Origin of the sequence: Streptomyces sp. NPDC052023, assembly GCF_044548465.1 — a bacterium.
In the GTDB taxonomy this organism is placed as follows: Bacteria; Actinomycetota; Actinomycetes; order Streptomycetales; family Streptomycetaceae; genus Streptomyces.
Map to the genome: position 1 here is coordinate 58,156 of NZ_JBIUBW010000001.1, position 22,467 is coordinate 80,622.

Annotated in this window: 20 protein-coding genes; 10 read left to right on the plus strand and 10 right to left on the minus strand. The window is 71.7% G+C overall.

Annotation, left to right across the window (positions count from 1 at the left end):
* Positions 1-14: 14 nt before the first annotated feature.
* The 9 genes from ACIHCM_RS00245 (at position 15) to ACIHCM_RS00285 (ending at position 10,404) form a co-directional block, all read left to right on the plus strand.
* Positions 15-1,844, plus strand: coding sequence for a gamma-glutamyltransferase family protein (locus ACIHCM_RS00245; RefSeq protein WP_399887156.1), 1,830 nt, complete (start codon positions 15-17; stop codon positions 1,842-1,844).
* A gap of 100 nt (positions 1,845-1,944) precedes the next feature.
* The gene (locus ACIHCM_RS00250) at positions 1,945-2,790 is read left to right on the plus strand and encodes an inositol monophosphatase family protein (protein WP_399887158.1); all 846 of its coding nucleotides are present in this window, start codon (positions 1,945-1,947) and stop codon (positions 2,788-2,790) included.
* 414 nt (positions 2,791-3,204) lie between these two features.
* On the plus strand, positions 3,205-4,614 hold the full coding sequence (locus ACIHCM_RS00255; protein WP_399887160.1) for a phytoene desaturase family protein: 1,410 nt from the start codon (positions 3,205-3,207) through the stop codon (positions 4,612-4,614).
* Positions 4,611-5,123: an O-acetyl-ADP-ribose deacetylase gene (locus ACIHCM_RS00260; protein WP_399887162.1), complete on the plus strand. Its 513-nt coding sequence runs from the start codon at positions 4,611-4,613 to the stop codon at positions 5,121-5,123. The genes ACIHCM_RS00255 and ACIHCM_RS00260 overlap by 4 nt, the downstream gene beginning before the upstream one ends.
* 337 nt (positions 5,124-5,460) lie before the next feature.
* Positions 5,461-6,111, plus strand: a complete 651-nt coding sequence (locus tag ACIHCM_RS00265; RefSeq protein ID WP_399887165.1) for a phosphoribosyltransferase — start codon at positions 5,461-5,463, stop codon at positions 6,109-6,111.
* 101 nt (positions 6,112-6,212) lie between these two features.
* Positions 6,213-7,631 (plus strand): dihydrolipoyl dehydrogenase, encoded by a 1,419-nt coding sequence (gene lpdA / locus ACIHCM_RS00270; protein WP_399887167.1) that lies wholly within the window; start codon positions 6,213-6,215, stop codon positions 7,629-7,631.
* A 166-nt stretch (positions 7,632-7,797) separates the two neighbouring features.
* Positions 7,798-8,238 carry a hypothetical protein gene (locus ACIHCM_RS00275; RefSeq protein ID WP_399887169.1) on the plus strand — a complete coding sequence of 147 codons (441 nt, stop codon included), beginning with the start codon at positions 7,798-7,800 and terminating at the stop codon, positions 8,236-8,238.
* 128 nt (positions 8,239-8,366) lie between these two features.
* Positions 8,367-9,848 (plus strand): AlkA N-terminal domain-containing protein, encoded by a 1,482-nt coding sequence (locus tag ACIHCM_RS00280; protein WP_399887171.1) that lies wholly within the window; start codon positions 8,367-8,369, stop codon positions 9,846-9,848.
* Between the two features lie 55 nt (positions 9,849-9,903).
* On the plus strand, positions 9,904-10,404 hold the full coding sequence (locus ACIHCM_RS00285) for a methylated-DNA--[protein]-cysteine S-methyltransferase (protein ID WP_399887173.1): 501 nt from the start codon (positions 9,904-9,906) through the stop codon (positions 10,402-10,404).
* A 9-nt stretch (positions 10,405-10,413) separates the two neighbouring features.
* Here the strand turns inward: ACIHCM_RS00285 and ACIHCM_RS00290 are convergent, their stop codons facing one another.
* The 3 genes from ACIHCM_RS00290 to ACIHCM_RS00300 form a co-directional block, all read right to left on the minus strand.
* Positions 10,414-11,139 carry an SIR2 family NAD-dependent protein deacylase gene (locus tag ACIHCM_RS00290; protein WP_399887175.1) on the minus strand — a complete coding sequence of 242 codons (726 nt, stop codon included), beginning with the start codon at positions 11,137-11,139 and terminating at the stop codon, positions 10,414-10,416.
* Between the two features lie 65 nt (positions 11,140-11,204).
* Complete coding sequence (locus ACIHCM_RS00295; RefSeq protein ID WP_399887177.1) at positions 11,205-11,696, minus strand: NUDIX domain-containing protein; 492 nt, start codon at positions 11,694-11,696, stop codon at positions 11,205-11,207.
* A gap of 97 nt (positions 11,697-11,793) precedes the next feature.
* A complete protein-coding gene (locus ACIHCM_RS00300) occupies positions 11,794-12,867 on the minus strand; it encodes an ADP-ribosylglycohydrolase family protein (protein ID WP_399887179.1) in 1,074 nt (357 codons plus the stop codon).
* Between the two features lie 179 nt (positions 12,868-13,046).
* Here ACIHCM_RS00300 and ACIHCM_RS00305 point away from each other — a divergent pair, with 179 nt between their 5' ends.
* Entirely contained in the window at positions 13,047-14,183 is a 1,137-nt protein-coding gene (locus ACIHCM_RS00305) for a glycerate kinase (RefSeq protein WP_399888653.1), read from the plus strand.
* A gap of 415 nt (positions 14,184-14,598) precedes the next feature.
* On the opposite strand, the gene pssA is transcribed toward ACIHCM_RS00305, so the two are convergent.
* The 7 genes from pssA to ccrA all read right to left on the minus strand — a co-directional run bounded on the left by pssA (position 14,599) and on the right by ccrA (position 22,338).
* Positions 14,599-15,417, minus strand: a complete 819-nt coding sequence (pssA, locus tag ACIHCM_RS00310) for a CDP-diacylglycerol--serine O-phosphatidyltransferase (RefSeq protein ID WP_399888655.1) — start codon at positions 15,415-15,417, stop codon at positions 14,599-14,601.
* A 22-nt stretch (positions 15,418-15,439) separates the two neighbouring features.
* Positions 15,440-16,096, minus strand: a complete 657-nt coding sequence (locus ACIHCM_RS00315; protein WP_393110250.1) for a phosphatidylserine decarboxylase — start codon at positions 16,094-16,096, stop codon at positions 15,440-15,442.
* 172 nt (positions 16,097-16,268) lie between these two features.
* The gene (locus ACIHCM_RS00320; protein ID WP_399887182.1) at positions 16,269-17,474 is read right to left on the minus strand and encodes an acyl-CoA dehydrogenase family protein; all 1,206 of its coding nucleotides are present in this window, start codon (positions 17,472-17,474) and stop codon (positions 16,269-16,271) included.
* 2 nt (positions 17,475-17,476) lie between these two features.
* Positions 17,477-17,995 carry a MaoC family dehydratase gene (locus tag ACIHCM_RS00325; protein WP_399887184.1) on the minus strand — a complete coding sequence of 173 codons (519 nt, stop codon included), beginning with the start codon at positions 17,993-17,995 and terminating at the stop codon, positions 17,477-17,479.
* A 5-nt stretch (positions 17,996-18,000) separates the two neighbouring features.
* Positions 18,001-18,960 carry an HpcH/HpaI aldolase/citrate lyase family protein gene (locus tag ACIHCM_RS00330; protein ID WP_399887186.1) on the minus strand — a complete coding sequence of 320 codons (960 nt, stop codon included), beginning with the start codon at positions 18,958-18,960 and terminating at the stop codon, positions 18,001-18,003.
* The gene (locus ACIHCM_RS00335) at positions 18,957-20,984 is read right to left on the minus strand and encodes a protein meaA (protein WP_399887188.1); all 2,028 of its coding nucleotides are present in this window, start codon (positions 20,982-20,984) and stop codon (positions 18,957-18,959) included. Before ACIHCM_RS00335 ends, ACIHCM_RS00330 begins: the two co-directional genes overlap by 4 nt.
* 10 nt (positions 20,985-20,994) lie before the next feature.
* Positions 20,995-22,338, minus strand: coding sequence for a crotonyl-CoA carboxylase/reductase (gene ccrA / locus ACIHCM_RS00340; protein WP_393110240.1), 1,344 nt, complete (start codon positions 22,336-22,338; stop codon positions 20,995-20,997).
* Between the last annotated feature and the right edge of the window lie 129 nt (positions 22,339-22,467).

Sequence of the window (22,467 nt, forward strand, 5' to 3'; positions counted from 1 at the left end):
CACCGAGGTCAGATATGCAATTCACGACTCGCCCCACCCTGAAGGGCACCTTCGGCATGGTGTCGTCCACCCACTGGCTCGCCTCGCAGTGCGCGATGGCCGTGCTGGAGGACGGGGGCAATGCCTACGACGCCGCCGTGGCCGGGGCGTTCGTGCTGCACGTCGTCGAGCCGCATCTCAACGGGCCCGCCGGCGAGGTGCCCATCCTGATCGCTCCCGCGGGCGATGAGGTGCGGGTGCTGTGCGGGCAGGGCGTGGCGCCCGCCGGGGCGAGCGTCGCCCACTACCGGGGGCTCGGCCTCGGCCTCGTCCCCGGCACCGGACCGCTCGCCGCCGCCGTCCCAGGTGCCTTCGACGCCTGGATGCTGCTGCTGCGCGACCACGGTACGAAGCCGCTCGCCGAGGTGCTGAAGTACGCCGTCGGTTACGCCGAGCACGGGCACGCGCCCGTGGAGCGCGTCGGCGAGACCGTCGAGAGCGTGCGTGAGCTGTTCGAGAAGGAATGGATCTCGTCGGCGGAGCTGTACCTGCCGGGAGGCAGGTCCCCGCGCCCCGGCGAGCTGCTGCGCAACCCCGCGCTGGCCGCCACCTGGAAGCGGCTGCTCGCCGAGGTCGCCGGGGCGGGGGACCGGGAGGCGCAGATCGACGCGGCGCGGGAGGTGTGGCGCACCGGATTCATCGCCGAGGCCCTGGTACGGCAGTCGGCGCGCCCCACGCTGGACACCAGCGGCCGGCACCACACCGGCACCCTCACGGCCGCCGACCTGGCCGGCTGGTCCGCGACCTACGAGGCGCCGGCGACGTACGACTGGAACGGCTGGACCGTGTGCAAGGCCGGCCCCTGGAGCCAGGGCCCGGTGCTGCTCCAGCAGCTCGCCCTGCTGCCGCCCGAGCTGCCCGCCTACGGCTCCGCGGACTACGTCCATCTGCTCATCGAAGGCGCCAAACTCGCCCTGGCCGACCGCGAGGCCTGGTACGGCGACGCGTGCGACGTGCCGCTCGGCGACCTGTTGTCGGCGCCCTACAACGCGGAGCGGCGCGGCCTCGTCGGCCACCGGGCCTCGTACGAGCTGCGGCCGGGGAGCCCGGGCGGACGCACGCCCCGGCTGAGCGCCCTCGCGGGTGTGGTGGCCGCCGACGAGCCCGGCTTCCACCCCATGGGGGCGGGGGAGCCGACCGTCGCCCGCAGCCCGGCCTCCCCGGTACCCGGCGAGCCCGGCGTCTCGGCGGACGGCGGTACCCGGGGCGACACCTGTCACCTGGACGTCGTCGACCGGTGGGGCAACATGGTCGCCGCCACCCCCAGCGGCGGCTGGCTCCAGTCCAACCCCGTCGTGCCCGAGCTGGGCTTTCCGCTCGGTACGCGGTTGCAGATGACCTGGCTGGAGGACGGTCTGCCGAACTCGCTCACGCCAGGACGCCGGCCGCGGACCACTCTCACCCCGTCGATCGCGCTGCGTGACGGGGTGCCGGTGATGGCGTTCGGCACGCCCGGCGGCGACCAGCAGGACCAGTGGCAGCTGCACTTCTTCCTGGCGGTCGCCCTGCGCTCCCCGGTCCGCGGCGGCCTCGACCTCCAGGGCGCCATCGACGCCCCGAACTGGCACAACGACAGCTTCCCCGGCTCCTTCCACCCGCGCGGAATGCGCCCGGGGAGCGTGACCGTGGAGGGCCGGACGGCCCCGGAGGTGGTCGAGGAGCTGCGGCGACGCGGACATGACGTCACCGTGGGTGACGACTGGTCGGAGGGTCGGCTGTGCGCGGTGGCGCGTGACCCGGAGACGGGTGTGCTGTCGGCGGCGGCGAATCCGCGCGGGATGCAGGGGTACGCGGTCGGACGGTGAGCTCCGGGGGCGGGGAGGGGGAGCCGGGAATTCATCCCGATTCCACCCGGAGTGCACCGGCGGGGCGGGGATTGTCAGTGCCACGTGCTCTCATGGAGGCATGTTCGAAGACATGGAAACCATCGACGAGTTTCTCGCACGTCACTCGGCCGACGTCGAAGAAGCGGTGCGCAAGGCCGCCGCGGCCGAGATCATGCCGCGCTTCCGGCAGCTGGCGGCGCACGAGGTCGACCAGAAGAGCGGCCCGCACGACCTGGTGACGGACGCCGACCGGCTGGCCGAGCGGCACCTCACCGAGGCGCTCGGCGCGCTGCTGCCCGGCTCCGTGGTGGTCGGCGAGGAGGCGGTGCACGCCAACCCCGCGTCGTACGACGCCATACGCGGCGACGCCCCGGTCTGGATCGTCGACCCCGTGGACGGCACCCGGCAGTTCGTGCACGGCGACGAGGGCTTCTGCACGCTGGTCGCGCTCGCGCACCACGGCGTCGTGCTGGCGTCGTGGACGTATGCGGCCGCCCGTGACCAGCTGGCCACGGCCGTCCGCGACCAGGGCGCCTTCCTCGACGGCGAGCGGCTGTTCCCCGGACCGCCCACGCCAGGCCGCGACCTGCGGATCGCCACCTCCCACCCGGACTACACGACCGACGAGGAGAAGCGCGCGCTGCTCGGCCTGTGGACGGACGGCGTCGCGCCGCGGGAGTGCGGCTCGGCCGGCCTGGAGTATCTCGCCGTCGCGCGGGGCGAGTCGGACGCGACGGCGTTCTCATGGGAGGCCGCGTGGGACCACGCGGCGGGGCTGCTGCTGGTCGAGGAGGCGGGCGGCGCCCATCTGACCCGTACCGGCGAGCCGTTCCGCATCACGGGAGGCAATGTCCTGCCCTTCACCGCGGCCCGCGACACGGCCACGGCCCGACGGGTGGCGGGACTGCTCGCCGCGGCGGTCTGAGCGAGGGTTCTCTCCCGAGGGGCACGGGGGTCACCCCGGCCACCTCGGCCTGACCGCGCCCGGCCGCCGTCCCGGCGGACCTGCCCGTCTGGCGCCAGGCCCTTCCCGTCCGGCGCGGGGAGCTGCCGGTCCTGGGGCGGGGCCCTACGGGTCCTGGCGCGGCGGGCCCCGTTGTCCCCGGCGTGCGGTGGAGGCACCGGCCCTCGCACGCCGTCGCTCGCGCCACGCGCCCCGTCGTCTTGGGCGCCACGCCCCGGCGCTCCCGGCCGTCGCCTCCGCCACGCCGTCCCTGCCTCCGCCCCGAACACCCCCGTCCCCGCCCGGCGGGCCCCCGTCGCGGAGGAGTGTCAGTCTCCCGGCATATCCTGATCCTGAGTGGCCATCGGCTGACGAAGGAGTCCGAAGGTGCCGTCGATGCTCGATGCGGTCGTGGTGGGTGCGGGGCCGAACGGACTGACCGCCGCCGTGGAGCTGGCCCGCCGGGGCTTCTCCGTGGCGGTGTTCGAGGCGCGGGACACGATCGGCGGCGGCGCCCGCACCGAGGAGCTCACGCTCCCCGGCTTCCGTCACGACCCGTGCTCGGCAGCCCATCCCCTCGGTATCAACTCCCCGGCGTTCCGGGCGCTCCCCCTGGACCGCTACGGCCTGGAGTGGCTGCACGCCGAGTTCCCCATGGCGCACCCGTTTCCCGACGGCAGAGCCGCGGTCCTGTCCCGCTCGGTCGGTGAGACGGCCGCGTCCCTCGGCCCGCGCGACGCAGGGGCGTACCGCAGGCTGGTGGAGCCCTTCCTGCCCCACTGGGACACGCTGGCCCGCGACTTCATGTCCCTGCCGACGACCGCGCTGCCCCGCGACCCGGTCACCCTCGCCCGCTTCGGCCTGGTGGGTCTGCCCCCTTCCACCTGGCTGACCCGCCGCTTCCGCGACGAGCCCGCCAAGACCCTCTTCGCCGGTCTCGTCGCCCATGTGATGGCTCCGCTCACCGGCCTCGCCACCGGCGCGATCGGCCTGGTCTTCGCCCTCGCCGCGCACGCCAGGGGCTGGCCCGTGGCCCGCGGCGGCTCCCAGTCCATCTCGGACGCGCTCGCCGCGTATCTGAAGGACCTCGGCGGCACGATCCACACGGACTACGAGGTCAAGCGCCTGGACGACCTGCCGCCCGCGCGCGCGTACGTCTTCGACACCTCACCCACCGCCCTGGCCCGCATCGCGGGCTTCGGCCGGTACTACGAGGGGTACCGCTACGGCCCGGGCGTCTTCAAGATCGACTACGCGCTGGACGGCCCCGTTCCGTGGACCGCCGAGGAGCCACGCAGGGCCGGGACCGTGCAGATCGGCGGGGACAGCGCCGAGATCGGCACCGCGCTGCGCGAGGCGTCCCGTCTCGGCCGGGCACCAGGGCGGCCGTTCCTCATCACCGTGCAGCCCGGTGTCGCCGACCCCACCCGCGCTCCCGAGGGCAAGCAGGTCTTCTGGACGTACGGCCATGTCCCGAGCCGCTGGACCGGAGACCTCACCGACGCCGTCGAGCGCCAACTGGAGCGCTTCGCCCCGGGGTTCCGTGACCGTGTCCTCGCCCGCGCCACCGCCGGACCCCCCGAGATCGCCGCCCGCAACGCCAACTACGTCGGCGGCGACATCGCCTCCGGCGCGGTCAGCGGTCTGCAGACCCTGCTGCGGCCCACCCTGTCCCTGTTCCCGTACCGCACCCCGCACCCGGCCGTGTACATCTGTTCCTCGGCCACCCCGCCGGGGCCGGGGGTGCACGGCATGTCGGGACACAACGCGGCGAAGGCCGTGTGGAGGAGGCTGAGGCAGACATGACCCCTCGCATCACGCTCGTCCAGGGCGACATCACCGAGCAGCGCGCCGACGCCGTCGTCAACGCCGCCAACTCCTCTCTGCTGGGCGGCGGAGGAGTGGACGGCGCGATCCACCGGCGCGGCGGCCCCGCGATCCTGGAGGACTGCCGCAAGCTGCGCGCCTCCCACTACGGCAAGGGCCTGCCGACCGGACAGGCGGTCGCCACGACGGCGGGCGACCTGGACGCGCGGTGGGTGATCCACACCGTGGGGCCGGTGCACTCCGCGCAGGAGGACCGCTCCGGGCTGCTGGCCTCGTGCTACCGGGAATCCCTCCGCGTGGCCGACGAGTTGGGCGCGCGAACCGTCGCGTTCCCGGCCGTCTCCGCCGGCATCTTCGGCTGGCCGATGGACGACGCCGCGCGCATCGCCGTCGAGACGGTACGGGCCGCGGGGACGTCGGTCGAGGAGGTCACGTTCGTGTTGTTCGACCAGGAGGCCTACGACGCCTTCGCGCGGCAGGTGGGCTGACCCGGGCCGCCCTGCCGGGCTCTCTCAGGGCGGCGCGCCGGACCTTCCCGCACTTCGAGGGCGGCAAGTCCGCCCGCTACGGGGGCGGCGACGACAGCTGGGGCGCGCACACGCACGACGAGTTCGCCGACTGCGACCGCGCCCGCACGTACCGTGCGCGCCCGCCGAGCGACGTGCGGGAGGCGAGGGCGGCGGCACACGCAGGGCGGCGGCCGCCGGGTGCCGGTAAGGAGGTCCCCGGCACCTGACGTGAGGTTCTGCGCGTGTCGGGCGCCGCACGGTGGAAACCCGTACGACCACGGGGCGCGAAAACGGCCCCGCGGCGGAAGGGGAGCACATGCGTTTCCGTGACCGCGCGCACGCCGGCCGGGAACTGGCCGGGCACATGCGCATCCTGCAGGAGAAGGGGACGCTCCCGGATCCCGTGGTCCTCGCCCTGCCCCGCGGCGGCGTCACGGTGGCCCGGGAGGTCGCGCTGGCACTCGGCGCGCCGCTCGACGTGCTGGTGGTCCGCAAGATCGGGGCGCCGTTCCACGAGGAGTTCGGGGTCGGTGCCATCGCGGGCGACGAGCCGCCGTTCTTCGACACCCGGGCCCTGGACCAGCTCGGCCTGAAGGAGGCCGAGCTGGCACCGATCGTGGCCCGGGAGCGCAGCGAGCTGCACCGCAGGGAGCAGCGCTACCGCCAGGACCGGCCCGCCGCCGAACTGCACGGACGTACCGCCATCCTCGTCGACGACGGACTGGCCACCGGATCGACCGCACGGGCCGCCGTGCGCGCGGTACGGCACCGGGAGCCCGAGCGGATCGTCGTCGCCGCGCCGGTCTGCTCGCACGAGGCCGTCGAGCTGCTGCGCGGCGAGGCCGACGACGTGGTGTGCATGCTGCGGCCGAGCCCGTTCCACGCGGTGGGCCTGTGGTACGACGACTTCGAGCAGCTGACGGACGAGGACGTGCTGGAAGCGCTGCACGGCAGCCGACCGGTCTGAGACCGGCCGGTTTAGCGATCAGTGTGGTCATGGGCGGGGCGGGGCGAAAGAATCCCTTTCGTACGTGAAGTCTGCGCATCACACCGAAAGGGACCTGACGCATGGACCAGCAGGACGAGCAGGAGCGCTTCGACGTCGTCGTTCTCGGAGCGGGCCCCGGCGGTTACGTCGCCGCCGTCCGGGCCGCCCAGCTGGGCAAGCGCGTCGCCGTCGTGGAGGAGAAGTACTGGGGCGGCGTCTGCCTGAACGTCGGCTGCATCCCCACCAAGGCCCTGCTGCGCAACGCCGAGCTCGCGCACATCGTCACCCGGGAGGCCAAGACCTTCGGCATCAAGGTCGACGGCGAGGTCTCCTTCGACTACGGCGAGGCCTTCCGCCGCAGCCGCCGGGTCGCGGACGGCCGGGTCAAGGGCGTCCACTACCTGATGAAGAAGAACAAGATCACGGAGATCGACGGGCGCGGCACGTTCCTGGACCCGCACACCCTCCAGGTCACCGACTACGAGGGCGGCACCCGCACGATCGGCTTCGAGAACTGCGTCATCGCCACCGGCGCCACCCCCAAGCTGCTCCCCGGCACCCGCCGCACCTCGCGCGTGGTGACCTACGAGGAGCAGATCCTCGCCGAGGACCTGCCGCGCTCGGTCGTCATCGCGGGCGCCGGGGCGATCGGCGTCGAGTTCGCCTACGTGCTGCACAACTACGGCGTGAAGGTCACCGTCGTCGAGTTCCTGGAGCGCGTCGCCCCGACCGAGGACGCCGACGTCTCGGCCGAACTGGCCCGCCAGTACCGCAAGCTGGGTATCGACGTGATGACCTCGACCCGCGTGGACGCCATCGACGAGTCCGGCCCCCAGGTCCGTGTCACGGTCACCGCCAAGGACGGCTCCCAGCAGGTGCTGGAGGCCGACAAGGTGCTCCAGGCGATCGGTTTCGCCCCCAACGTCACCGGCTACGGCCTGGAGAACACCGGCGTCCGCGTCAGCGACCGCGGCGCGATCGACGTCGACGGACGCTGCCGCACCTCCGTGCCGCACATCTACGCCATCGGCGACGTCACCGCCAAGCTCATGCTCGCGCACGCCGCCGAGGCCATGGGCATCGTCGCCGCGGAGACCCTCGCGGACGCCGAGACGATGGAACTCGACTACGCGATGATCCCGCGCGCCACCTACTGTCAGCCTCAGGTGGCCAGCTTCGGCTACACCGAGGCCCAGGCCCGCGAGCGCGGCCACGACGTCAAGGTGGTCAAGTTCCCCTTCACCGCCAACGCCAAGGCGCACGGCCTCGGCGACGCCACCGGCTTCGTGAAGCTGATCAGCGACGCCAGGTACGGCGAGCTCATCGGCGGCCACCTCATCGGCCCGGACGTCACCGAGTTGCTGCCCGAGCTGACCCTGGCCCAGCAGTGGGACCTGACCGTCCACGAGGTCGCCCGTAACGTGCACGCCCACCCGACGCTGGGAGAGGCGGTCAAGGAGGCGGTGCACGGGCTGGCCGGCCACATGATCAACATGTGAGCGCCCTTCACCCGGCCGGCGTAACCGGAATGGCGGCACCCCAGGGGCGCCCGGACGCTGGAGTCACCCACATGGGGACCCCGTCGGGCGCCCCTCACGGGGCCCGGCACGCGGCTCCCCGGGGGCTCATCGGGACATCTGCTCGGGGACGGAAGGAACGGCCGCCATGACTCAGCACGCTGCACATCAAACGGGAACCTCGCCCACCGGGCCTTCCGGCCGCCGCGAGGGATGGGTGACCGGCGGTGTCATGTTCGCCGCAGTGCTGATGCTGGTCGGCGGCGTGCTGGCGGTGCTCCAGGGCATCGCGGCGATCGCCGCGGACGACGTGTACACCCGCGTCGGCACATACGTCTACGAGCTGAACCTCACCGGCTGGGGCTGGATCCACCTGGTCGTGGGCGTGCTGGTGGCCGTCACCGGCTGGGGCCTGATGATGGGCGCGCCCTGGGCGCGGGTCGCCGGTATCACCCTGGCCGCGATCAGCCTGATCCTCCAGTTCCTCTTCCTGCCGTACCAGCCCGTCTGGTCCGTCGTCATGATGGCGATCGACGTGTTCGTGATCTGGGCCCTGGCCTCCTGGCGGGAGACCCCGGCCACCCGCTGAGGCAGCTCACCAACAGGGCGGCACCTCCGGGTGCCGCCCTGACCCGTGATCCGGCCGGGCCCAGGACAGAGAAGGTTGATGTCGGATTCTCGCCAGTCCCGGCGCGTCCGGTCGACCATGCTTGAGGCATGCAGAAGGGGATGCACACCGACACCGAACGCTGTCTGCGAGCCGTCCGTTCGAAGGACGCGCGATTCGACGGCTGGTTCTTCACGGCCGTCCTGACCACCGGCATCTACTGCCGGCCCAGCTGCCCGGTCGTGCCGCCCAAGCCGGAGAACATGGTGTTCCAGCCGAGCGCCGCGGCCTGTCAGCAGGCCGGCTTCCGCGCGTGCAAGCGCTGCCGTCCGGACACCAGCCCCGGCTCCCCGGAGTGGAACCAGCGCGCCGACCTGGTCGCCCGCGCCATGCGGCTGATCGCCGACGGCGTGGTGGACCGCGAGGGCGTGCCCGGTCTCGCCGCACGGCTCGGCTACAGCGCCCGGCAGATCCAACGCCAGCTGCTCGCCGAACTCGGCGCGGGCCCGCTCTCACTGGCCCGCGCCCAGCGTGCCCAGACCGCCCGGCTGCTCATCGAGACGACCGCGCTGCCCATGGCGCAGATCGCCTTCGCGGCCGGCTTCTCCTCCATCCGCACCTTCAACGACACCGTCCGCGAGGTCTACGCGCTCACCCCCGGCGATCTGCGCGCGCGGGTACCGGAGGGACACTCCGCAGGCACCCCGGGCGCCCTGTCCCTCCGGCTCCCGTTCCGCGCCCCGCTCAACCCCGACAACCTCTTCGGTCACCTCGCCGCCACCGCCGTACCCGGCGTGGAGGAGTGGCGCGACGGCGCCTACCGGCGCACGCTCCGCCTCCCCTACGGCCACGGCATCGTCGCGCTCACCCCGCAGCCCGACCACATCGCCTGCCGCCTCACCCTGAGTGACCTGCGCGATCTGCCCGTCGCCATCAGCCGCTGCCGCCGGATGCTCGACCTGGACGCCGACCCGGTCGCGGTGGACGACCAGCTGCGCGCCGACCCGGTGCTGGCGCCGCTGGTCGACAAGGCGCCCGGCCGGCGGGTGCCACGCACGGTCGACGAGGCCGAGTTCGCGATACGGGCGGTGCTCGGCCAGCAGGTCTCCACGGCGGCCGCCCGCACCCACGCCGCCCGGCTGGTCACCGCGCACGGCGAGCCGGTCGAGGACCCCGAGGGCGGCCTTACCCACCTGTTCCCGTCTCCCGAGGCCCTGGCCGGCCTGGATCCCGCCTCCCTCGCCATGCCCCGCACCCGCCGCACGACGTTCACGACCCTCGTGGGCCGACTCGCCGACGGCTCACTCCACCTGGGGGTGGAGAGCGACTGGCCGGACGCCCGCGCCCGGCTGCTGGCCCTGCCCGGCTTCGGCCCCTGGACGGCCGACGTCATCGCGATGCGCGCCCTCGGCGACCCCGACGCCTTCCTCCCCACCGACCTCGGCATCCGCCGTGCGGCGGGGGAGCTGGGCCTGCCCGCCACGCCGGCGGCGCTCACCGCGCGCGCGGCGGCGTGGCGGCCCTGGCGGGCGTACGCGGTCCAGTACCTGTGGGCGACCGACAGCCACCCGATCAACTTCCTCCCCGTGTAAGCGCCTTGGCACGTACCCGTGCAGTAGCCGCGAAAGAACCCGGACAAGGACCCCGATGCGACAGCACACCGTCATCGACAGCCCCTACGGCCTGCTCACCCTCGTCGCCGACGACGGCATCCTGAGCGGCCTCTACATGACGGACCAGCGTCACCGCCCGGCCGAGGAGACCTTCGGCGGGCGCGACGACAGGCCCTTCGGCGCGGCCGTCGACCAGCTGACGGCCTACTTCGACGGCGAGTTGCGGGACTTCACCGTCGAACTGCGCCTGAACGGCACGCCGTTCCAGCGCACCGTCTGGGACCAGTTGCGCCGCATCCCGTACGGTGAGACCCGCTCGTACGGCGAACTGGCCGAAGCCCTGGGCAATCCCTTTGCCTCCCGTGCGGTCGGCCTCGCCAACGGCAGGAACCCCATCGGCATCATCGTCCCCTGCCATCGCGTCATCGGCGCCGGCGGCGGCCTCACCGGCTACGGCGGCGGCCTGGAACGCAAGCGGCGCCTGCTCGACTTCGAGCGCGGCGCGGCCCTCTTCCCGCTCCCGCCCCGGCCCTGACGACAGGCCCTAACCGGCGAAGGCCCGCAGCAACCTGGGCAGCGCGGTACCGATCGGTTCCCGTACGACCTCGTCGGCGCGTTCGTCGTACGGGGTCGGCTCGGCGTTGACGATCACCAGCCGCGCCCCGTGGCCGACGGCGACGTCCGCGAGCCCGGCGGCGGGGTGCACCTGGAGGCTGGTGCCGACCGCGACGAACACCTGGCAGGCCTTGGTGATCGCGACGGCCTCGCCGAGGACCACCGGGTCGAGCCGCTCGCCGAACATGACCGTCGCCGACTTCAGGATCCCGCCGCACTCCCGGCACGCCGGGTCGTCCTCACCGGCCTCGACGCGGGCGAGCGCGTCCATCATGGACCCGCGCGCATGACACCCGGTGCACACCACACCACGTGCGCTGCCGTGCAGTTCGAGCACCTTGCGGGCGGGCATCCCGGCGAGCTGGTGCAGGCCGTCCACGTTCTGCGTGATGACCCGCACCGGCACCCCGGACCGCCCCAGCTCCGCCACCGCCCGGTGCGCGGCGTTCGGCTCCGCCCGCAGCGCCGCGTTCCTCCGCCGCATCTGCCAGGAGCGCCGGCGGATCTCCGGATCGCCCATGTAGTACTCGTACGCCACGAGCTTCTCGGCCTCCGGATCCCGCCGCCACAGCCCGTTCGGGCCGCGGTAGTCCGGGATGCCGGAGTCGGTGGAGATGCCGGCGCCGCTGAGAAGGGCGACGAGGGGCCTGTTCATGGCACCGAGGGCAGGGCGGCGGCCGGCGGGACGGCGAACGGATGTCCGGGCCGGCCGACGCAGGCTCAGCCGGCCCGGTGGCCGTTCTCCAGCTCGACCGTCTCCGAGCCGTCCGCCAGGGCGTCCAGCGCGGCCAGCACGCGGCGGCCCGTGGCGCCGGGCAGGTGGCCGGCGAGGTCGCCGGGCGCGACGAACCGCCACGACAGCAGCTCCTCCTCCTGCAACCGGATCGCCTTGATGTCCTCCTGGCTCAGGATCCCGCCGTCGTACAGGTACGCCACCAGCGGCGGCCGGGCCGTGCCGTGCACCCAGTCCACGGCGAGCAGCCGCCCGAGTTCGCGGTCCAGGCCGATCTCCTCCGCGGTCTCGCGCCGGGCGCCCTGCCGGGGGGTCTCGCCGTCGTCGGACTCGATCGTGCCGCCCGGCAGTGCCCAGCCCTCGCGGTAGTTGGGCTCGACGAGCAGCACACGGCCCTCGGCGTCGCGGAAGAGCGTGGCGGCACCAGCGAGGACGCGCGGCAGGCTCGCGATGTACGTGGCGAAGTCAGGAGTGGTCACCCTGGCAAGGGTAACCAGCGCGCAGGACCGTCTTCTGCGGCGCACGACCGCCCCGCCCGCGCCTTCCCGGCCTGTCCACGCGTCTTTGCCCACGTCCCTAGGTATCCGCCTGCGCCAGCCGCAGGGTCCGCTCCGCCAGTTCGCTGATCCGGATCCCGTCGAAGCCGAACACCGCGCTGCGCACCGTGTCCTGAAGCGGCTCCTTCCACTGCTCCGGGATCGCGTCCGCACCGGTCAGCACGCCGGCCACCGAGCCCGCAGTGGCGCCGTTGGAGTCGGTGTCCAGTCCGCCGCGGACGGTCAGCGTGACGGTGCGGGTGAAGTCTCCGTCGCCGTACAGCAGCCCCGCGGTGAGCACGGCGGCGTTCGGAATCGTGTGGATCCAGCCCAGCCCGGCGGTCTCCTCGCCCACCGTGGTCAGCGTGTCCTCCCAGGTCATCCGGGTCTCGTGCAGCGACATGACCCGCCGGACCGTGCGGGCCAGCCGGCTGCTCGCCGGAACGACGGCCAGCGCCTCGTCCAGGGCCTGGCGCACGGTGGAGACGGTGAACGCCGCCGAGACCAGCGCCGCCGCCCACATGGCGCCGTAGACGCCGTTGCCGGTGTGCGAGAGCACCGCGTCCCGGCGGGCCAGCCCGGCCGCGCGCCGGGGCTCGCCGGGACAGGTCCAGCCGTAGATGTCGGCACGGATCAGCGCGCCGATCCACTCCTGGTACGGGTTCTCGAACGTGGCCGTCAGCGGCGGCTTCAGGCCGCTCGCCAGGTTCCGGTACGCCGCCCGCTCGGCCGTGAAGGTCTGCAGGTACGGCAGCCGCAGCAGCCACAGGTCGCCGACCTGCTCGGTGCTGAAGCCGAAGCCGTGCGTCTCCAGCAGGTGCAGCCCGAGGATCGCGTAGTCGACGTCGTCGTCGCGGCAGCTGCCGTGGATGTGGCCACGGACGCACTGGCGCCACTCCGGGCGCAGTTCGATGGCGGTGCCGCCCGGAGGCGGCTCGGGGAAGTAGTCGGTGAGGGGCAGGGCGGAGGCCTGCCGCAGGTAGTCGTCGATGCGGTCGCGCGTCCACAGGTCGCCCTGCTCGACCGGTTTGCCCAGCATGTTGCCGGCGATCCGGCCCAGCCAGCCCCCCAGGACGCGGTCGGCGAGCTCTGGCTCGGTGCCCACAGGGGTCATGGCTACGGTCTACCCACTTCCGGCCACCGCCACAGACCGGCCCGGCCGGGCGCCGGGGATCCCGCGGACCGGGCCGGGTATGACGGCGGGGGTGTCCTGCGGTTAAGGTCGCAGCGGCGCGACTGGCCCTGACGTGCGCGGGGCCCGGAGAGCGAGGGGAAGACAAGGTGGCTGACGCTGTGGACGGTGCCCGTGGGGTGCTCATCGCCGCGGACAAGTTCAAGGGGTCGCTGACGGCCGTACAGGTCGCCGAGCGGATCACGGCCGGGCTGCGCCGCGTCGTGCCGGACCTCGCCGTGGAGTCGCTGCCCGTGGCGGACGGCGGCGACGGGACGGTGGACGCGGCCGTCGCGGCCGGTTTCGAGCGGCGCGAGGTGCGGGTCGCCGGTCCCCTCGGGGACCAGGTGACGGCCGCCTACGCGCTGCGCGGTGACACGGCGGTGGTGGAGATGGCCGAGGCGAGCGGGCTCCAGCGGCTGCCGGCCGGGGTCTTCGCACCCCTGACCGCTTCCACGTACGGCTCCGGGGAGCTGCTGCGGGCCGCCCTCGACGCCGGGGCGCGCACGATCGTCTTCGGGGTCGGCGGCAGTGCGACGACCGACGGCGGGGCGGGCATGCTGTCCGCGCTCGGGGCGCGGTTCCTGACGGCCGGCGGGGAGCCGGTGACGCCGGGCGGCGGCGGGCTGGCCGAGCTGGCGTCCGCGGACCTGTCGGGCCTGGACGCGCGGCTCTCCTCGGTCGAACTGGTGCTGGCCAGCGACGTCGACAACCCCCTGACCGGACCCAAGGGCGCGCCCGCGGTGTACGGCCCGCAGAAGGGGGCCTCCCCCGACGACGTGGCGACGCTGGACGCGGCGCTGGGGCACTTCGCCAAGGTCCTGGAGCAGTCCGTGGGCGCCCGGGCGGGCGAGTACGCGGGTGCGCCGGGGGCGGGTGCGGCGGGCGGCATCGGCTACGGCGCCATGCTGCTCGGCGCGCGCTTCCGGCCCGGCATCGAGGTCATGCTCGACGTGCTCGGCTTCGCGCCCGCCCTGGAGCGCGCGCACCTGGTGATCACCGGTGAGGGGTCGCTGGACGAGCAGACGCTGCACGGCAAGGCCCCGGCGGGCGTCGCCGCGGCGGCGCGGGCGGCGGGCAAGGAGGTCGTCGCGGTGTGCGGGCGCCTCGCGCTGACGCCTCAGGCACTGGAGGGAGCGGGGATCCGGCGGGCCTACCCGCTGAGCGAGATCGAGCCGGACGTGGCGAAGAGCATCGCGGACGCCGGCCCGCTCCTGGAGCGGACCGCGGAGCGCATCGCGCGCGACCACCTGGCCTGACACCTTCCGGTCGCCCCGGGCTCGCCCCCCACAGCGGGTGGGCGTCCAGGGGCGCCGCGATCACGGGCCCGGCATGCCGCCGACCCCGTCCAGCAGGGCCATGGTCCCGGGCGGCGGCTCGAACTCCGCCGCCAGGTTCTCCCGCGGACGGGTGACCGGCGAGGTGCCGGGATCACGGCGATCGCCGGGGAGCGGTGCCGGAGCAAGGCCGGTGCCACCTTCTCCGGGGAGACACCCGGCGCCCCGCCGCCACGCCGGCCGGCGTTCCCGACCGGTGAGCCGCCACACCGTCCGGGCGCACTGGGGACGCGTCAGCCGGCCGCGCCCTCCGCATCACGGTCGCCAAGGAACGGTGAAGGGCCCCGAACCACTCAGGTCCGGGGCCCTTCACCCACGTATCACCGTCCGCCACCGCCTACGGCAGCTGCGCCGCCCGTGCCTCGCGCCGGTTGTCACGGATGTTGTTCACGCGGCGGGCCGTGGCGAACAGCGGGATCACCGCGCCCATGACCAGCTGGAGCGCGCAGCCCGTCTGGAGGAGCAGCTGGCCGCTGGGGGCACCGAAGGCCCAGGCCACCAGCAGGCCCATGCTCAGCACGATCCAGGCGAGCATCGCGCCGGCCAGGCGGCCCCGCGGCTTCGGGTACTCCACGCGGCTCACCATCAGCCACGCGGTACCCAGGATCGCCAGCAGCGTCGCCGCGAAGGGCAGCTCCAGCAGCACGATGGCGACGACCGTCAGCGCGCCGAAGGGGCTCGGCATGCCCTGGAACATGCCGTTGGTCGGCGTCACACAGGAGAATCTCGCGAGCCTGAGCACCACGGCGAGCAGTACGACGATCGCGCCGACCGCCGCCACCCGCTGGTGCGCGTCGTCGGCGACCATGCCGTAGACCAGCACGAAGTACGCCGGGGCCAGGCCGAAGCTGATCAGGTCGGACAGGTTGTCCAGCTCGGCGCCCATGGGGGAGGAGCGCAGCTTGCGCGCGACCAGGCCGTCGAACAGGTCGAAGACCGCCGCGCAGAGCATCAGGATGACCGCCGTGGCCGCGCTGTGGCGGGCCATGCCGGTCTCCTGGCTGCCGGTGAGGTGCGGGATCAGGATGCCGGTGGTGGTGAAGTACACCGCCATGAAGCCGCACGTGGCGTTGCCGAGGGTGAGGGTGTCCGCTATCGAGAGGCGGAGAGAGAGCGGCATCTCCTCCTCGTCGTCGGCCTCCTCGGCCTCGGGCACCCAGCCGGCCTGGGTCTCCGGGTCAATCACGGTCAATTCGAGTCACCCCAGCCACGGTCTTCTGACCGACCTCGACCGCGACCTCCACGCCCTCCGGCAGATAGAGGTCCACACGTGAGCCGAAGCGGATCAGTCCGATCCGGTCGCCCTGCTCGACCTTCGTGCCCTCGGGCACGTAAGGCACGATACGCCGGGCCACGGCACCGGCGATCTGAATCATCTCGATGTCGCCGAGCTCGGTGTCGAAGTGCCAGACCACCCGCTCGTTGTTCTCGCTCTCCTTGTTGAAGGCGGGAACGAAGCCACCCGGGACGTGCTCGACGGACGTCACGGTGCCGGCCAGGGGAGCGCGGTTGACGTGGACGTTGAGCGGGCTCATGAAGATCGCGACGCGGGTGCGTCCGTCCTTCCACGGCATGATGCTCTGCACCACACCGTCGGCCGGCGAGATGACCCGGCCCTGGGCGATCTCACGCTCGGGGTCGCGGAAGAACCACAGCATCCCCGCCGCGAGCGCGGTGGCGGGAACGGCGACGGCCTTCGCGGCACCGGAGCGGCGTGCGCGGGCCAGGCTGAGGGCTGCGGTGGCGACGGTCGGCAGAAGCCACGGCGATGCTCCGCGCGCGAGGCGTACGCCGACCAGGCTGTCGCGGTGTGCAGAGGTTTGGCTGTGGGGCATGGATGACCTTCGTAGCGGATGATGCCGCGCTTCTGACGGGGGACGGCGGCTTTCCGGCGATCGTAGCGGCTAAGCGCCACAACTGGGTAAGCCAGGAAGCCGAGTCGGCGGCCGAAGAGTGCCTACGGGGTGTGATCTTCTTCTCGAAGAAAACACCCCGCTTCCGGACAATTCAGCCCTGGAACCGATACTCTTCGAGCAGCCTGCGCCCGATGATCATTTTCTGGATCTCGGCGGTACCTTCACCGATCAGCAGCATGGGAGCCTCACGGTAGAGACGCTCGATCTCGTACTCCTTCGAGAAGCCGTAGCCGCCGTGGATCCGGAAGGCATCCTCCACGACCTCCTTGCAGTACTCGGAGGCGAGGTACTTCGCCATCCCTGCCTCGAGGTCGTTGCGCTCCCCGGAGTCCTTCTTGCGCGCAGCGTTGACCATCATGGCATGCGCGGCCTCGACCTTGGTAGCCATCTCGGCGAGCTTGAACTGGATCGCCTGGTGCTGCGCGATCGGCTTGCCGAAGGTGTGGCGCTGCTGGGCGTACTGGACGCCCAGCTCGAACGCACGCTGAGCGACACCGCAGCCACGTGCGGCCACGTTGACGCGCCCGACCTCCACGCCGTCCATCATCTGGTAGAAGCCGCGTCCGGTGACCCCGCCGAGCACGCGATCCGCGGGAATCCGCAGGCCGTCCATGATGAGCTCGGTGGTGTCGACGCCCTTGTAGCCCATCTTGTCGATCTTGCCGGGGATGGTCAGGCCGGGACGGACCTCACCGAAGCCGGGCTCCTTCTCGACGAGGAAGGTGGTCATCGACTTGTGCGGGGCGGTGCCCTCGGGGTGACCTTCGTCACTTCGCACCAGTACGGCCACCAGGGACGACGTACCCCCGTTGGTCAGCCACATCTTCTGACCGTTCAGGATGAATTCATCGCCGTCCCGGACCGCCTTGGACGTGATGGCCGACACGTCGGAGCCCAGACCCGGCTCGGACATCGAGAAGGCGCCGCGGATCTCTCCGGCCGCCATCCTGGGCAGGTAGTGGTCCTTCTGCTCCTGCGTGCCGTGCTGCTTGAGCATGTACGCCACGATGAAGTGCGTGTTGATGATGCCGGAGACCGACATCCAGCCGCGGGCGATCTCCTCGACGCAGAGGGCGTACGTCAGGAGCGACTCGCCCAGACCCCCGTACTCCTCGGGGATCATCAGGCCGAACAGGCCCAACTCCTTGAGGCCGTCGACGATCGCCTGCGGGTACTCGTCGCGGTGCTCCAGCCCGGTGGCGACCGGGATGATCTCCTTGTCCACGAAGTCCCGGACCGTGGACAGGATCTCCTGCTGGACGTCGGTCAGACCGGCGGTCTGGGCGAGTCGCGCCATCGCTACTTCCCCTGTTCCTTTTCCTCGAGTTCGGGCCGGCCCGGCTGCTCGCCGCCGCGCTCCTTGATGTACGTCTCCGTGGGGACCATCACCTTGCGGCGGAACACGCAGACCAGCGTGCCGTCCTGCTTGTAGCCCCTGGTCTCCACGTGCACGATGCCGCGGTCGTTCTTCGACTTCGACGGCCACTTGTCCAGCACGGTCGTCTCGCCGTAGATGGTGTCGCCGTGGAAGGTCGGCGCCACGTGCCGGAGCGACTCGATCTCCAGGTTGGCGATCGCCTTGCCGGAGACGTCCGGGACGGACATGCCGAGGAGCAGGGAGTAGATGTAGTTGCCGACCACCACGTTCTTGCCGAAGTCGGTCGTCTTCTCGGCGTAGTTGGTGTCCATGTGGAGCGGGTGGTGGTTCATGGTGAGGAGACAGAACAGGTGGTCGTCGTACTCGGTGACCGTCTTGCCCGGCCAGTGCTTGTACGTCGCGCCGACCTCGAACTCCTCGTAGGTGCGTCCGAACTGCATCGCGCTCAGGCCTCCGGGATCTCGAACTTCGACGTGCGCCGCATGCCGGCCGCGCGGCCCTTGCCGGAGATGACCAGCGCCATCTTGCGGCTGGCCTCGTCGATCATCTCGTCGCCGAGCATCGCGGAGCCCTTCTTGCCGCCCGCCTCGGACGTGTAGTAGTCGTACGCGTCCAGGATCAGCTCGGCGTGGTCGTAGTCCTCCTGCGAGGGCGAGAAGATCTCGTTGGACGCCTCGACCTGACCCGGGTGCAGCACCCACTTGCCGTCGAAGCCGAGGGCCGCGGCGCGCCGGGCGACCTCGCGGTAGCCGTCGATGTTGCGGATCTGCAGGTAGGGGCCGTCGATCGCCTGGAGGTCGTTGGCACGGGCGGCCATCAGGATCTTCATCAGGATGTAGTGGTAGGCGTCCGCCGGGTAGCCGGGCGGCTGCTCGCCCACGACCAGCGACTTCATGTTGATGGACGCCATGAAGTCGGCCGGGCCGAAGATGATCGTCTCGACCCGCGGCGAAGCCTGCGCGATCTCGTTGACGTTGTTCAGACCCTGCGCGTTCTCGATCTGCGCCTCGATGCCGATCCGCCCGACCTCGAAGCCCATCGTCTTCTCGATCTGCGTCAGCAGCAGGTCGAGGGCGACGATCTGCTGGGCGTCCTGCACCTTGGGCAGCATGATGCAGTCGAGGTTGGGGCCGGCGCCCTCGACCACCGTCACGACGTCGCGGTACGTCCACTCCGTCGTCCAGTCGTTGACCCGCACGACCCTGGTCTTGCCCGTCCAGTCACCCTCGTTGAGGAACTTGACGATGGTGTGCCGGGCCTCGGGCTTGGCGAGCGGCGCGCAGGCGTCCTCCAGGTCGAGGAAGACCTGGTCGGCCGGGAGGCCCTGCGCCTTCTCCAGGAAGCGGGGGTTGCTTCCCGGGACCGCCAGACAGGAACGGCGGGGGCGCAGACGGTTGACGGTCATGCGGGGACCTCCAGGGGGTCGAGCTTGTTCGCTTTGCGGATCTCGTCGACGATACGGCCGATGATCCCGGTGATGTCGAAGTCCTTCGGGGTGAAGACCGCGGCCACTCCGGCGGCCCTGAGCTGCTCGGCGTCGCCGTTCGGGATGATCCCGCCGGCGATCACCGGGATGTCGGGCGCTCCGGCCTCGCGCAGCCGCTCCAGCACGTCCGGGACCAGCTGGGCGTGCGAACCGGAGAGGATGGAGAGCCCGACCGCGTGCACGTCCTCCGCCAGGGCGGCGTCGACGATCTGCTCGGGCGTCAGCCGGATGCCCTGGTAGACCACCTCGAAGCCGGCGTCACGCGCGCGCACCGCGATCTGCTCGGCGCCGTTGGAGTGCCCGTCCAGGCCCGGCTTGCCGACCAGGAAGCGCAGCTTGCCCACACCGAGGTCCTGGGCCGTCAGGTTCACCTTGCGCCGCACCCCGGACAGGGCGCTGCCCTCCTCGGCGGGGACGGCGACCGGCGCCGACGAGACTCCCGTCGGGGCGCGGAACTCGCCGAACACCTCGCGCAGGGCCCCGGCCCACTCGCCGGTCGTCACCCCGGCACGGGCGCACTCCAGGGTGGCCTCCATGAGGTTCCCGGTGCCCTTGGCGGCCTCCTTCAGCCGCTCCAGCGCCTTGCAGGGGCGGGGGTGGTTGAAGGGCGGCTGGTAGCGGGTGTCGCGCCAGCGCCCCAGCGCCTCGACGACGCGGGCCTCGACGGCCGGGTCGACCGTCTGGATCGCGGTGTCCAGGTCGGCGGTCAGCGGGTTCGGCTCGGTCGTCTCGAAGATGTTGACGCCGATGATCTTCTCCTGGCCGGACTCGATCCGCCCCCGGCGCTCGGCGTGCGAGGCGACCAGCTGCGACTTGAGGTAGCCCGACTCGACGGCGGCCATCGCGCCGCCCATCTCCTGGATGCGCTCCATCTCGGCGAGGGACTCGGTGACGAGCTCGCCCACCTTCGCCTCTATCACCTTCGAGCCCTCGAAGATGTCGTCGTACTCCAGCAGGTCGCTCTCGTGTGCGAGCACCTGCTGGATGCGCAGGGACCACTGCTGGTCCCAGGGGCGGGGCAGACCCAGGGCCTCGTTCCAGGCGGGCAGCTGCACGGCCCGCGCGCGGGCGTCCTTGGAGAGCGTCACGGCCAGCATCTCCAGGACGATGCGCTGGACGTTGTTCTCCGGCTGTGCCTCGGTCAGGCCGAGGGAGTTGACCTGCACGCCGTAGCGGAACCGGCGCTGCTTGGGGTTCTCGATGCCGTACCGCTCGCGCGTGACCTGGTCCCAGATCCGCCCGAACGCCCGCATCTTGCACATCTCCTCGATGAAGCGGACGCCCGCGTTCACGAAGAAGGAGATGCGGGCCACGACATCCCCGAACTTCTCCTGGGGAACCTGCCCTGAGTCGCGTACGGCATCGAGAACCGCGATCGCGGTGGACATCGCGTACGCGATCTCCTGGACCGGGGTGGCGCCCGCCTCCTGCAGGTGGTAGCTGCAGATGTTGATCGGGTTCCACTTCGGGATGTGGGAGACCGTGTACGCGATCATGTCCGTGGTCAGCCGGAGTGAGGGCCCCGGCGGGAACACGTGCGTCCCCCGCGAGAGGTACTCCTTGACGATGTCGTTCTGGGTCGTGCCCTGGAGCTTGGTGATGTCCGCACCCTGCTCCTCCGCGACGACCTGGTAGAGCGCCAGCAGCCACATGGCCGTGGCGTTGATGGTCATCGAGGTGTTCATCTGCTCCAGGGGGATGTCCTGGAACAGCCGGCGCATGTCACCGAGGTGCCCGATCGGCACACCGACCCGGCCGACCTCGCCGCGGGCGAGGATGTGGTCGGAGTCGTAGCCGGTCTGCGTCGGCAGGTCGAACGCCACCGACAGCCCTGTCTGGCCCTTGGCGAGGTTGCGCCGGTACAACTCGTTGGACGCCTCGGCCGTGGAGTGACCGGCGTACGTGCGCATGAGCCACGGCCGGTCCTTCTGACGCTCAGTCATGCAGCGCTCCTCAGATGTTCCGGAAGCGGTTGATCGCGTCGACGTGCTGGGCGCGCTTCTCCTGGTCGCGCACGCCGAGCCCTTCCTCGGGCGCCAGGCACAGCACGCCGACCTTGCCCTGGTGGGCGTTGCGGTGGACGTCGTGGGCGGCCTGGCCGGTCTCCTCCAGCGGGTAGACCTTGGAGAGCGTCGGGTGGATCTTGCCCTTGGCGATGAGGCGGTTGGCCTCCCAGGCCTCGCGGTAGTTGGCGAAGTGGGAGCCGATGATCCGCTTCAGCGACATCCACAGGTAGCGGTTGTCGTACTCGTGCATGTAGCCCGAGGTCGAGGCGCAGGTGGTGATGGTGCCGCCCTTGCGGGTGACGAAGACGGAGGCACCGAAGGTCTCGCGGCCGGGGTGCTCGAAGACGATGTCGATGTCCTCGCCGCCGGTGAGTTCGCGGATGCGCTTGCCGAATCGCTTCCACTCCTTGGGGTCCTGGGTCTGCTCGTCCTTCCAGAACTTGTAGCCCTCGGCGTTGCGGTCGATGATCGCCTCGGCGCCCATCGACCGGCAGATGTCGGCCTTCTGGTCGCTGGAGACGACGCAGATCGGGGTCGCTCCGCCGGCCAGCGCGAACTGCGTGGCGTACGAGCCGAGTCCGCCGCTCGCGCCCCAGATCAGGACGTTGTCGCCCTGCTTCATGCCGGCGCCGTTGCGGGAGACCAGCTGCCGGTACGCGGTGGAGTTGACCAGGCCCGGGGCCGCGGCCTCCTCCCACGACAGGTGGGTGGGCTTGGGCATCAGCTGGTTGGACTTCACGAGCGCGATCTCGGCGAGGCCGCCGAAGTTGGTCTCGAAGCCCCAGATCCGCTGCTCGGGGTCGAGCATGGTGTCGTTGTGCCCGTCGGACGACTCCAGCTCGACGGACAGGCAGTGCGCGACGACCTCGTCACCGGGCTTCCAGGAGTTGACGCCCGGACCGGTGCGCAGGACGACGCCGGCCAGGTCGGAGCCGATGATGTGGTACGGCAGGTCATGGCGCTTGGCGAGCGGCGAGAGCCGCCCGTAGCGCTCCAGGAAGCCGAAGGTCGACAGCGGCTCGAAGATCGAGGTCCACACCGAGTTGTAGTTCACCGAGGAGGCCATGACGGCCACCAGGGCCTCACCCGGGCCGAGTTCCGGCACCGGCACCTCGTCCAGGTGGATCGACTTGCGGGGGTCCTTGTCGCGGGTCGCGAGGCCCGCGAACATCTCCGTCTCGTCCTTGTGCACGGTGATCGCGCGGTACGACTCGGGGAGCGGCAGAGCGGCGAAGTCGGCCGGCGTGGAGTCGGGCGACTGGATCGCGGCGAGGATGTCCTTCACGGTCACGGTGTTGCCTCCGGCGGTGAGCGCCTCTGAGGGAGGGGCGCTGAGGGTTACGTCGGTGCTGCTGAGGGATGAGGGGTGTGCCGTCGGTTCGGCGGACAGTGCTTGTTCGGCAGCGCTTTGTGGCGCGGG

Coding starts and splice junctions, on each gene's coding strand:
- ACIHCM_RS00245 (WP_399887156.1), top strand. CDS start 15: ATGCAATTCACGACTCGCCCCACCCTGAAGGGCACCTTCGGCATGGTG.
- ACIHCM_RS00250 (WP_399887158.1), top strand. CDS start 1,945: ATGTTCGAAGACATGGAAACCATCGACGAGTTTCTCGCACGTCACTCG.
- ACIHCM_RS00255 (WP_399887160.1), top strand. CDS start 3,205: ATGCTCGATGCGGTCGTGGTGGGTGCGGGGCCGAACGGACTGACCGCC.
- ACIHCM_RS00260 (WP_399887162.1), top strand. CDS start 4,611: ATGACCCCTCGCATCACGCTCGTCCAGGGCGACATCACCGAGCAGCGC.
- ACIHCM_RS00265 (WP_399887165.1), top strand. CDS start 5,461: ATGCGTTTCCGTGACCGCGCGCACGCCGGCCGGGAACTGGCCGGGCAC.
- lpdA (WP_399887167.1), top strand. CDS start 6,213: ATGGACCAGCAGGACGAGCAGGAGCGCTTCGACGTCGTCGTTCTCGGA.
- ACIHCM_RS00275 (WP_399887169.1), top strand. CDS start 7,798: ATGACTCAGCACGCTGCACATCAAACGGGAACCTCGCCCACCGGGCCT.
- ACIHCM_RS00280 (WP_399887171.1), top strand. CDS start 8,367: ATGCAGAAGGGGATGCACACCGACACCGAACGCTGTCTGCGAGCCGTC.
- ACIHCM_RS00285 (WP_399887173.1), top strand. CDS start 9,904: ATGCGACAGCACACCGTCATCGACAGCCCCTACGGCCTGCTCACCCTC.
- ACIHCM_RS00290 (WP_399887175.1), bottom strand. CDS start 11,139: ATGAACAGGCCCCTCGTCGCCCTTCTCAGCGGCGCCGGCATCTCCACC.
- ACIHCM_RS00300 (WP_399887179.1), bottom strand. CDS start 12,867: ATGACCCCTGTGGGCACCGAGCCAGAGCTCGCCGACCGCGTCCTGGGG.
- ACIHCM_RS00315 (WP_393110250.1), bottom strand. CDS start 16,096: ATGCCCCACAGCCAAACCTCTGCACACCGCGACAGCCTGGTCGGCGTA.
- ACIHCM_RS00320 (WP_399887182.1), bottom strand. CDS start 17,474: ATGGCGCGACTCGCCCAGACCGCCGGTCTGACCGACGTCCAGCAGGAG.
- ACIHCM_RS00325 (WP_399887184.1), bottom strand. CDS start 17,995: ATGCAGTTCGGACGCACCTACGAGGAGTTCGAGGTCGGCGCGACGTAC.
- ACIHCM_RS00330 (WP_399887186.1), bottom strand. CDS start 18,960: ATGACCGTCAACCGTCTGCGCCCCCGCCGTTCCTGTCTGGCGGTCCCG.
- ACIHCM_RS00335 (WP_399887188.1), bottom strand. CDS start 20,984: ATGACTGAGCGTCAGAAGGACCGGCCGTGGCTCATGCGCACGTACGCC.